12 protein-coding genes are annotated in these 9436 nt (G+C 67.7%); 2 read left to right on the forward strand and 10 right to left on the reverse strand.

The genetic code is table 11. The annotated features are described in order from the left end of the window. Positions 1–5 precede the first annotated feature (5 nt). Positions 6–242, reverse strand: coding sequence for a hypothetical protein (locus tag CKO28_RS03350; RefSeq protein ID WP_200339123.1), 237 nt, complete (start codon positions 240–242; stop codon positions 6–8). Positions 243–265: 23 nt separating this feature from the next. Beyond that, positions 266–1954: a polyamine aminopropyltransferase gene (locus CKO28_RS03355; RefSeq protein ID WP_200339124.1), complete on the reverse strand. Its 1689-nt coding sequence runs from the start codon at positions 1952–1954 to the stop codon at positions 266–268. Between the two features lie 207 nt (positions 1955–2161). On the opposite strand from CKO28_RS03355, the gene CKO28_RS03360 reads away from it, so the two are divergent. Further along, positions 2162–2626 carry a hypothetical protein gene (locus CKO28_RS03360; protein WP_200339125.1) on the forward strand — a complete coding sequence of 155 codons (465 nt, stop codon included), beginning with the start codon at positions 2162–2164 and terminating at the stop codon, positions 2624–2626. Positions 2627–2795: 169 nt separating this feature from the next. On the opposite strand, the gene CKO28_RS28820 is transcribed toward CKO28_RS03360, so the two are convergent. The 8 genes from CKO28_RS28820 to CKO28_RS28215 form a co-directional block, all read right to left on the reverse strand. Then, positions 2796–2927 carry a hypothetical protein gene (locus tag CKO28_RS28820; protein WP_274610900.1) on the reverse strand — a complete coding sequence of 44 codons (132 nt, stop codon included), beginning with the start codon at positions 2925–2927 and terminating at the stop codon, positions 2796–2798. A gap of 56 nt (positions 2928–2983) precedes the next feature. Further along, positions 2984–3475 carry a 3'-5' exonuclease gene (locus CKO28_RS03365; protein ID WP_200339126.1) on the reverse strand — a complete coding sequence of 164 codons (492 nt, stop codon included), beginning with the start codon at positions 3473–3475 and terminating at the stop codon, positions 2984–2986. 93 nt (positions 3476–3568) lie between these two features. After that, entirely contained in the window at positions 3569–4465 is an 897-nt protein-coding gene (locus CKO28_RS03370; protein ID WP_200339127.1) for a glyoxalase superfamily protein, read from the reverse strand. A gap of 319 nt (positions 4466–4784) precedes the next feature. Beyond that, positions 4785–5786 (reverse strand): hypothetical protein, encoded by a 1002-nt coding sequence (locus CKO28_RS03375; protein ID WP_200339128.1) that lies wholly within the window; start codon positions 5784–5786, stop codon positions 4785–4787. 250 nt (positions 5787–6036) lie between these two features. Further along, entirely contained in the window at positions 6037–7737 is a 1701-nt protein-coding gene (locus CKO28_RS03380; protein ID WP_200339129.1) for a hypothetical protein, read from the reverse strand. Positions 7738–7913: 176 nt separating this feature from the next. Next, on the reverse strand, positions 7914–8225 hold the full coding sequence (locus CKO28_RS03385; RefSeq protein WP_200339130.1) for a hypothetical protein: 312 nt from the start codon (positions 8223–8225) through the stop codon (positions 7914–7916). A 6-nt stretch (positions 8226–8231) separates the two neighbouring features. Next, entirely contained in the window at positions 8232–8552 is a 321-nt protein-coding gene (locus CKO28_RS03390; protein ID WP_200339131.1) for a hypothetical protein, read from the reverse strand. Between the two features lie 62 nt (positions 8553–8614). After that, positions 8615–9166: a hypothetical protein gene (locus CKO28_RS28215; protein ID WP_200339132.1), complete on the reverse strand. Its 552-nt coding sequence runs from the start codon at positions 9164–9166 to the stop codon at positions 8615–8617. Positions 9167–9279: 113 nt separating this feature from the next. Between CKO28_RS28215 and CKO28_RS28220 the strand changes: the two genes are divergently transcribed. After that, positions 9280–9436 (forward strand): transposase (locus tag CKO28_RS28220; protein WP_200339133.1); only part of this gene is annotated, 157 nt, incomplete at its 3' end.

Raw genomic sequence — 9436 nt, forward strand, 5'->3', positions numbered from 1 at the left:
CCGACTTACTCGCCCTGCTTGCGGGCGACGTGGGCCTCGTAGTCGAGCTGCATCTCAGCCCACTCCTTGCAGTCGCGCTGCGTCTCGCGCCGCGCGACGCGGCCGGCGTCGATGTCATGAACCGAGAAGTCGACCGGGCGGGTGCAGCCCGCGAAGTAGGGGCTGATCTTGAAACGGCCGCACTTGGAGGCGACGAAGCCGTCCTGCGACCGGCCCCAGCGAACGCGTTTGGGCAGGGACATTCGGGAGTTCCTTCGATCAGGGGTTACTCGACCCGCCAGCCGTAGCGCTGGTAGAGCTCGTGAACGATTGGGCGCATCAGGGTCGAGACCTGGCCGTCGACCGTCGAACCGCGGCCGAACACGAAGTTGGCGGCGACCTTCTCGGACGTGAGGTAGCTCAGGTCATCCGGAATCTGCCGGGCCTGCCTCTTGATCATCTCGGCGTTGCGGCTGCCCCGCCAGGCAAGGTGGTAGCCCCAGTCGCCGAACGAGGGGACATTGTCGTGGTAGGCCAGGGTCGACCAGCCGCCGGCCTCGATGGTGGCGCCAATCGTGTGGAAGGCTGCCGGGGCGTGGTAGGGCGAGGTGCTCTGTACGACCATCGCGCCGCCGGGAGCGAGCTGCCGGGCGACCGCGCGGTAAAACTCGCGGCTGTAGAGCTTGGCGAGCTCGATCGAGTTGGGGTCGGGCAAGTCGGCGATGATGACGTCGTAGCGCCCTGGCACGGCCCGGAGGAAACGCTCGGCATCGACGTGATACACCCGGACGGTGGGCGCGTTGTCCGGGTCGGCGTTGCGCGCGAGCTTCATGTCCCTAAAGCCGATCGGTGTCATCCCGGTCGGCAGGGCGGTCTGGACGCGGGCGTCGTCGAAGGCACCTTCGTTAAGCCGGGAGAGGGTCGGGTGGCTGCGCGCCAGCTCGATCATGCGCGGGTCGAGGTCGACCAGCGTGACCGTGCGAACGTCGTCGTACGCCAGGACCTCGCGCAGCGCCATGCCGTCGCCGCCACCCAGGATCAGCACGTTGGCGCGCGAAGCCGCGACTGCCATGGCGGGATGGACGAGGTTCTCGTGATAGATCCGCTCGTCCAGCGAGGACAGCTGTAGGTTCCCGTTCAGGAAGATCCGGACGTCTTTGCCGTGGCCGGGAATCTCGCGCTCGGTCACGACGATGTGCTGGAACTTGGTCGTCTCGCGCAGCGTGATCGGGTCGTCATAGAGCTTCTGCTCGATCGACAGCGTCCAGCTTGCGGTCGCCTGTAGGCCCCAGAACAGCGCGCCCACGGTGACGACCAGGGCGAGCGCGGAGGCGATCGCGCGGGGGCGACTCATCAGCCTGGCGAAGTAGGCGAAGGTAAGGCCGGCGACCAGCAGGTTCACCGCGCCCAGGTAGTACGACAGCTCGGTCAGGGGTGCGGCGGTGCGCAGGTTGATCCAGACCAGCGCGCCCAGGAAGGCGCCGATATAGTCGGCGCCGATCACGGTGGCGATGTTGGACTTCAGGTTGGGCGCGTAGGTCTCATTGATCCGCACGATCAGCGGGATCTCCAGGCCGATCAGCAGCCCGATCGCCAGGATGAAGCCGAACTGCACAAGACCGAAGTGCTCGGGCAGGTGGCCGAACGCCCAGTAGGTCCCGATCGGGGCGAAGGCGATCAAGAGGGCCAGCAGCACCTCGATGGCGACGAACTTCTCGATCAGAGCGCGCTCACCGACGTACTTCTGCAGGAAGGCGGCCAGGCCCATCATCAGCATCATGACCGCCATGATCAGGCTGAACTGATCGATCGCCGCACCGAGGATGTAGGTCGACACGGTTGCCAGAAGGCACTCGGCGACGTAGCCGGTCGATCCGGTCGCGAACATGCTGAGGCCGAGCAGCAGCGAGGCGGTCATCGGGTTCAGGCCGCCGGCCGCCGGGGTGCTGCGCGTGCTGGCGTGGATGTCGGTCATGCTGGCCCCTTCCTGCGGGTGGCGGATGGTCGTCCGTGTCCTTGGTCGATCGGTTGAGCCCGATCGAACGTCTCATTCAACTTGGAATCCCGCGGGAGAGCGCGGGGTCTCCTCCAAGGAGGTGAGACCGCGCGCGCGGAGATGGCTCACGCCCTACCTGCGGCCGTCATGGCGATGGGATGACCCGTCTGGCGTGTCGAGCCCATCTTGCAAATCGGCCGCGCGGCTGTCGTGGCGGTCGTGTCACGAAACGGGAGGTCGACAGGTGCTGGGAAGCGACGTCGAAAGTCGCTGCTGTCCAAAGGCAAAAAAATCGACCCGGCGCGGCGCCACTTCCTCACCAACATCGGCGCCCGCGATGGCGCCGGGCCGCTGCCGGATAGAGCATACGGCTGGTCCGAAAGGCGCCCGAAAGCGGCAACTCTCCTCACCACTGACATTGAGAGCCTGGACCGGGATGACCGGCAGTTCGCCGACACGGTGTGGGGCCGCTTTGCGGGGATGGGGTGCGACGTCACGATCTATGGAAGTGTGACGAGCGTCGGGATGGTTTATGGGCCGGACGGGGGTGCGGTCATGCGCGAGCCGGTATTTCGGGCGGAGGCGATCCAGTTTCGAACGCCACCGGATGAATATCCGTTCGACCCACTGGAGCGGGGCGAGGTGTGGTGAGCGTGCCGGCGCCGCGCCGATCGTTTTCCAGTATTGCTGTGGCTTGGGCGGTCGATAACTGGAAAGTCCCTGACGGCGGCTATTGGGAAGCGGTGCGCGCAAACGCGTAAAGGCGCCCGGGAAGTCCCGGGCGCCTTTTAGCTGAGCCGTTCGAAAGGGGATCGCGCCGTTACGCGTCGTCGAGTTCGGAATCGGGAACGATCTCGTAGTCCCCGTCTGCGATCCGCGCCGTGGCGCGCTCGATCTCGGCCTCGCGGGCTGCGAGGGCTTCGGGGTCGATGATCGGGTCTTTGGCGCTCATCTAGGTCTCCTTGCGCATGTTATGATGTCTGAAAGGTCGAGCGGGCTCGGGCGCGATCAGCGCCGACAGGCCGCTCGGTACAGGTCCCGCAGGTAGGCGGCGTCCGCGGCCGCGCGATGGCGGTGGGGGTGATGGGTGCGCACGGCCTGGCGGAGATCGCTCAGGTTCCGGCCGCGTTTCAGCGCCTGCGCCTCCAGCAGCGCCTCGGCGAGATGGAGGTTTGGCTGCCACGCGCTGTCGGCGGCCTTGAGTAGCCGGCTGAACCAGAAGCGGTCTTCCGGTGCGCCCACGACCAGCTGGCAGTCGGCGAGGTGTTCGCGCAGCCAGGCCACGACGTCGGGACCTGGATGGCCGTGCTCGAACAGCTGGGCGCGTGAGATGCCATGGATCTCCTGCGCGCCCGGGTCCCAGTCCGTCCAGTCCGGGTGCGGCAGGATCAGCCGCGCCTCGGCGGCGCCGCCGCTGGCGAGCGCGAAGCCGATCTCGATCGGGTAGGACGCGCGCGACAGGCTGGAGGCCTCGATGTCGATGAAGGCGTAGCGCGGCATTGTGGGCTCCGGGGGGGGGCTGCTTCTGGGTGCTGCAGGGAGATGGCATCGCAGAGCGGCGCCCGGCACGCAGCCGGGCGCCGTCTGTCATTCTCAGCCTCGAGCGAGCGGGGCAGCCGGCTCCGATTGCCCGAGCATGTCGGCGATCACATTAGGCACCTCGTCCTCGCCGACCACGTCCGCAGCGCCGTCCTCTTCCAGAAAGGTGACCTGCGCTTCTGGCGTGATCTGGTAGAGCCGTGGGGTGATCATCCAGTTGTCGCCGTTGACGTACATGCTGTAGCGATTGAGCACGCGGTTCGCGTAGGCCACGAGCTCGTCGTAGCTCAGCTCACCGTTCTTGTGCTGATCGGCGATCTCGTCGGGCGGCAGGTAGAGATGCGTGCAGGAGGCCACGTCGAACCGCATGTCCGGATAGCTCTGGCTACCCTGGATCGAGTAGTGATCGAGGCCGTGGGAGTAGCGCTGCACCGGCAGGGCGAGTCGGCCGGTCTCGAGACGCTCGTCCAGGAACGCCTTGTAGGCGTCCTCTGATGCAAAGTCGCGGCCGGAGATGAGGTCGCCATCATCTCCGTCTTCGAAGAAGTCGAACGGGGCGTCGTTGTGACGGATCAGGGCGACGAACAGCTGGTCGGGTTCGGGACCACGCGCGAGCACTGCGTAATCCATCATCAGTCGCTCGGGCTTGAGATCGAGGTCGATGTTGGGGGCATGGGGCAGCTTGAGCCAGTCGCGCAGGCCGCGGGCAACCGCTGCCTGGATCTCGTGACCCATCGCGGTGCCCGAGCCGTGCCCCACATAGACGGGGGACTCGGGGATCGTTGCCGGGCTCAGGGCTGCCATCATGGCGTGACGGTTCGCGTAGCCGAGCGTGACGGCGACCATCTCCAGGGCCTGCGTGTGCTTGAGGTCCTGGTTGGTCAGGTCGCGATGACGGGCGCGCAGGTCCTTGGCGGCCTGGCGGACGGACTCCGGGCTGATGGCGCGCATGGGCGCACTTCCTCTCGATGTCGTATCGCGGGAATCGGACGGCGCTCGGTTCAGGGTCGGCGCCTGGCGGAAGGGCGGGGCCGGTTTCCCTTCCAATCCGTCCCGCGCCTCGTGATCGAGGAAGTGGCGGGTGCGGATGCGAGACAGAAGACGGTCAGGCGAACGTCGAAAAGCAGGTTTACGAGGCCCCGGCGACCCAGGGCTGGCCCCCGTCAGCGAGCTGCGGGCTGGTCTCACCCAGGGTGACCAGATCGCCGCTTGCCGTAAAGCAACGCGAAAAACCGGCCAGCGCCACGCGGGCGCTGGCCGGGAAAAAAGATCAGGCGGCTTGTCGGATCGGGCTGGCTTTGCGTATCAGGGTCTCAAAGTGTCGGCGCGCAGCGTCAAGGACGTCTTGGCGGGCCGGGTCGAACGCCATCAGGCCGGTGAGGCGGGCCGCCGAATACCCCCGGGCGAGGCGGCAGACGAGCGCCGCGGTCTCAGTGTAGACTTCGGGATAGGGCTCGGCGTTGTAGAGGCTGAGCAGAACCCGATGCAGCCCGCGCAGTGGCTCGAGACCGGGCAGATGCGCCCGGGCAATCCGGTCGGCGTGCCGCATCATCGTGACGACGTCGGCGCCGTCGGCCAGATCGGGCGTGTCCGTCAGTTCTGCGCGCAGGGCGTCGAGCGCCGGCCGGGTCCAGTGCTTGAGGTCTTCCTGCAGCACGGCCGCCGTGTCCCGGTAGCGCGCGACGTCGTCGAGCAGGGTTGCCCAGTCGCCGCCCTCGCGGGCGATGAACAGCAGCCCGAACAGGTCCGCGCGCATCTCGTCCAGCAGGCGTTCGTGACCGCTGCGCTCACCTTCGATTGAGATCAGGCCGGTTCCGAGGGAGACGACTTGACCGATCTCGTGCGCGTTGTAGAAGGCGGCGACGGTCTTGCTCTCGCTTTGCCAGCGGGTGACGCCGGCCGGGTGCAGGCCGAGCTGGCCGAGCCCGTACCACTGCGTCATGCGTTCGATCATCGTCGCCGGGATCTGGGTCAGGGCCATCTGCACCACGGCGATGGCATGGCGGTGACCATCCATGTCGAACTGCGTGACGTTGAAGTCGGCGACATTGCAGAGGCTGGTGAGGTCGTTCCAGACGTGCCGGGCGAGCGCGTCGGCGGGCGCGGTCGACAACCGCCGGGTCCGGAGTTGCCCGGCTAGAACGGCGGCCGTCTGCTCGACCCAGGGGCCTGGATCGCAGCCGTTCTCGCACAGGTACACTCCATCGCGGGAGATCGTCAGCAGCAGCAGGTCCGGGAACGCCTGGGAGGTCTCCTCGAACAGATCCGCCATCAGAGCCGCCTGCTCGGCGTCGCTCGTCGCGGCCGGGATCGTGCACTCGGGGATGCGGCTGCCGCGCGCGGATCTCGATCTCCTCCAGGTTGGCCAGGCTGTCTAGGGGCGTCATGGCGACGGTCTCCGGAAAAGCGGGTGAGGGTATCGGGGACGGGTGCGCACACGGCACGGGCGCCCTGAACGCGATCGGGCAGCGCCCAGCTCGGCTGAGCACCGCCCGTGCGGCAGGAAGGAGGCTTCTCCGGGGCTACTTGCCGCCGCCGCCAGGTCCACCGCCGCGGCCGGCCGGGCCGGCGCCGCGGATGCTCGCCGGGACGGCGTGTGCCTTGAACGCACCGGTCTGGTGGAAGGTCGAGGACCGGTAGGTCTGGCTTGCCGTGGTCAGGTAGCCACGGGTGCCGAACGGCTTCCGGCCATCGGCATTGGGCCGGCCATGATAGGCCTCGCGGCCCTGGTAGTTGGCGGTGTAGTTCCGGAAGCCGGTGTAGCTGTAGCGGTAGTCGCTCCCGTAGGGACCGTTGAACGCCGACCAGCGACCGAGGAAGTACCAGAGCAGCGGATTGGCGCCGCTCCCGGCGTGCGCTTCGGCGGCCTGCTCGACTTCCTCCGGTGCGACCGGCTCGCCGTCCGGCGTCCGCCACTCGCCGTAGCGGCTGTCACCGACCAGGCTCATCCCCGGGGGCGCCGGGGCCGTGTAGGCCTCGTCGTAGAACTTGCCGACCGGCTTGGAGACGACCTCCATGCCGAGCGCGTCCTTGTAGTAGTCGTACCCGGTGGCATCCACGGAGATCCAGTCGGTGACCTCGCTCCCCTCGCCGGTGACGATGCGGTACTTGTGATAGTGGTTCCAATCCCAGTCCTGGACCCAGAAGCTCGCCTCGTCGTGATGCTCGTCGTGCGGCCACTCGACGAAGGGGTCATCGGGGCGCAGGTGGCGCCAGTGCTCCTCGGGGATGTCGGGCCGGACGTCTTCCCAGTGGCGGTCCTTGAAGGCGAGGCGCGTGTCCTCCTCCAGGTTCACCACGTACTCGTAGGTGTCCGCCGGGACCGGGACGGGGTCGAACAGACGGTTGACGTCGGCGCCGCCGGAGTAGTCCCACGACGACCGGCCGATCCGCACGGTGTAGACCGCCTTCTGGTCGACCAGGATGCGGGTCTCGTGACGGTCCAGCGCGGCGAAGTCCTTGCTGGCCGTGGCCAGCTTCTCGCCCGCTTGCGCGTGCAGGTCCGCGATCGTGCGGTGCGCGTCGGCGATCGTGACGCAGTTCCAGATGTCGCCGGCCGCGGCGGCCTGCATGTTGGCGTCGGCATCGCTTGCCAGGCGGTCTGCGGTCTCGGCGGCGGCGGTCAGGAAGACGATCTCCTCGCGCCCGGCGAACGGGTCCTTGCCGCCGGCCATGGCGACCCGACGGGGGTAGGCGGCGCGGGCCTGCTCGGCCAGCTTGGCGGCTTCGACGCCGTGGTCCCACAGCACGTCGCTGCGCTGCATGATCATGCGGCGATACTGGTCGGGGTCCTTGCGGACCGCCTCGACCGCGGCTATGCGGGCCTGCAGGTCGGCGAGATCGCGGCGCGCGGCCGAGGTCTTGGTCTCCAGCGCCGCGATCAGATCGCGCGCCTTGGCCTGCTGCTCGCCGTCGTCGTCGTCGAGCACTGGCACCAGTTGGTCGAGCTCGATCACGGTCGCCTCGGAGATCGCGGACTTGGCCTCGGCGAGATCGCGCCGGAAGCTGCTGGCCTGGCCGCTGGTCATGCACTGGCCGGCCCGCTGCGCGCTCAGGAACTGCCCGAGCTCGACTTCGGTGGCGTCGGTCTGCTTGGCGACCGCGGTGAGCGCGTCGCGGCTGTCCTGGGCGGCCTTGTGGACCTGCTCGTCGATCCGGTCGCAGGCGCTCAGGGTGAGGAGTGCCGCGGCCGCGATGAGGGTGCCGCGCAACGGGGTGTTCATCTTCCGCCTCACTGCAGATGGAGTTGAATACGGTTGTCGTGTTGGGAAATGGGAGCGTTGAACGCCAGAAAGCCCACGACGTCGGTCAAAACCGTCGTGAGCTGGCTGGCAGAATAACGTCGAGGTGAGCTGGCGGGGTGACCCCGGGCCCTCAGGGCCGCGTCATCGAGGGGCGTTCAGCACAGGTGTCGGCCGAGATCGGCGGCGAGGGCCTGGCAGAAGCGCCGGGCGCGCGGCGGCAGGTCGGGTGGCGGCCAGGCGCAATGCTGCGCCAGTGTCAGGGCGGGCGCGGGGCCGGCGCACAGGGTCGACAGGCCCGCCAGCTGGCGGGCGGCTTCGGCGGCGCCGTGCCGTTCGATCTCGACGGCGAGCGCGATATGGGCCTCCGGGCCTTCCTGCATCAGGACCCGGACCGCGGCTTCGTGAAGCGCCTTCGTGGCGATCGGTGGCGGGCGTGTCAGTCGGTAGATCGGCGCGACCGCGGACATGGGGGATCAGGCGTAGCTGTGCTGATCGACGAGGTAGTCCGCGTGTCTTCTGCAGAGTAGCGATTCCAGCGCGTCGAGCTCTGTCGGGTGCTCCCGCAGGATCTCGATGAGCCGGGCGGCCGGGCGCGGTCCCTGCATCAGCTCGTCGAACGCGCGCAACAGGCGCAGACGCTGCTCCGGGGTATAGCTGGCACTCATCAGCAGGAACGCCCGATAGGTGTCCGGATGGTGGGACAGAAGCAGGGCGCGGGCCGAATTCAGGAGCGGCCGGTCAGCCGGGCTGGCACTCGGGTCGATGCGGTAGAGGTCGATCGTCTGAGGGCTCATCCGTCCTCGCGGTCGAATCGGGGCGTGCGACCGGCGGCCGCACCGGCTTCTCCGGTACCTGATTATCCGAACACGATTAAGGGGGTATTACGCTCCCCGGGACGTCCGCGGTCGTGCCAGAGGCGGGCGGAGAGCACGTCGCAGCCGTGGCAGATCGCGGCGAGCGGCCCCATCACACGGGCGTCCTTGCGGTAGTCGTCGCCTTCGCCGTGAACGTAGATCAGGGCGTTTTTCTCGGCCTCAGAGAAGGCGATGCCCCAGTCCAGGCGCAGCGTCTCGAACAGGTAGGCGTGCTTGTCCCAGTCTGCGGGAAGCCCGGTCGTGTATTTGAAGGGCTTCTCGACGTCGTGGAACAGCAGGACCGCCTTCGCGGATCCGGGGGTGACGTCAGCTGGTGGCTGATGGATCGTTGCCAGGGCCGGGAACAGGCTGTCCACGAGAGCCAGCAGCTGCAGGGTGTGGTCGAGGAACCCGCCGGGCCATGTCTGGTGATTGCCGCTGGATCCGGGCGCGGCCACGATCTGGGGCCAGTGGGCCTGCATCCAGGCGCGCACCGGGGCCGTCAGGCCGCGCGGCAGATCCTCGAGATGACGGTCTAGACGGCGATCGATCATGCGGCCTCGACTGGTTTCGGGACTTAGCACATGCGCCGGGAGCCCCTTGCCTTAAGGCATGGGGTGGGATAGGCGCTCTTGCGAATTATATGGCCTGGCCCCATATATCTGATATGGGCTCGAACAGCAGCATCTTCCATGAATGCAAGTACCACGTCGTCTGGTGCCCGAAGTACCGCCGTCCGGTTCTGACGGATGGCGTCGACGCGCGCCTGAAGGCGATCATCGCCGAGGTTGCCGCGGAGCGGGGTGCGATCGTGGACGAGCTCG

Source organism: Rhodovibrio sodomensis, assembly GCF_016583645.1.
GTDB classification, from domain to species: Bacteria; Pseudomonadota; Alphaproteobacteria; order Kiloniellales; family Rhodovibrionaceae; genus Rhodovibrio; species Rhodovibrio sodomensis.

What these genes read in the sequence shown, in the direction of transcription:
- CKO28_RS03350 (WP_200339123.1), bottom strand. Translation starts at nt 242, where the DNA reads ATGTCCCTGCCCAAACGCGTTCGCTGGGGCCGGTCGCAGGACGGCTTC.
- CKO28_RS03355 (WP_200339124.1), bottom strand. Translation starts at nt 1,954, where the DNA reads ATGACCGACATCCACGCCAGCACGCGCAGCACCCCGGCGGCCGGCGGC.
- CKO28_RS28820 (WP_274610900.1), bottom strand. Translation starts at nt 2,927, where the DNA reads ATGAGCGCCAAAGACCCGATCATCGACCCCGAAGCCCTCGCAGCCCGC.
- CKO28_RS03365 (WP_200339126.1), bottom strand. Translation starts at nt 3,475, where the DNA reads ATGCCGCGCTACGCCTTCATCGACATCGAGGCCTCCAGCCTGTCGCGC.
- CKO28_RS03370 (WP_200339127.1), bottom strand. Translation starts at nt 4,465, where the DNA reads ATGCGCGCCATCAGCCCGGAGTCCGTCCGCCAGGCCGCCAAGGACCTG.
- CKO28_RS03375 (WP_200339128.1), bottom strand. Translation starts at nt 5,786, where the DNA reads ATGGCGGATCTGTTCGAGGAGACCTCCCAGGCGTTCCCGGACCTGCTG.
- CKO28_RS03380 (WP_200339129.1), bottom strand. Translation starts at nt 7,737, where the DNA reads ATGAACACCCCGTTGCGCGGCACCCTCATCGCGGCCGCGGCACTCCTC.
- CKO28_RS03385 (WP_200339130.1), bottom strand. Translation starts at nt 8,225, where the DNA reads ATGTCCGCGGTCGCGCCGATCTACCGACTGACACGCCCGCCACCGATC.
- CKO28_RS03390 (WP_200339131.1), bottom strand. Translation starts at nt 8,552, where the DNA reads ATGAGCCCTCAGACGATCGACCTCTACCGCATCGACCCGAGTGCCAGC.
- CKO28_RS28215 (WP_200339132.1), bottom strand. Translation starts at nt 9,166, where the DNA reads ATGATCGATCGCCGTCTAGACCGTCATCTCGAGGATCTGCCGCGCGGC.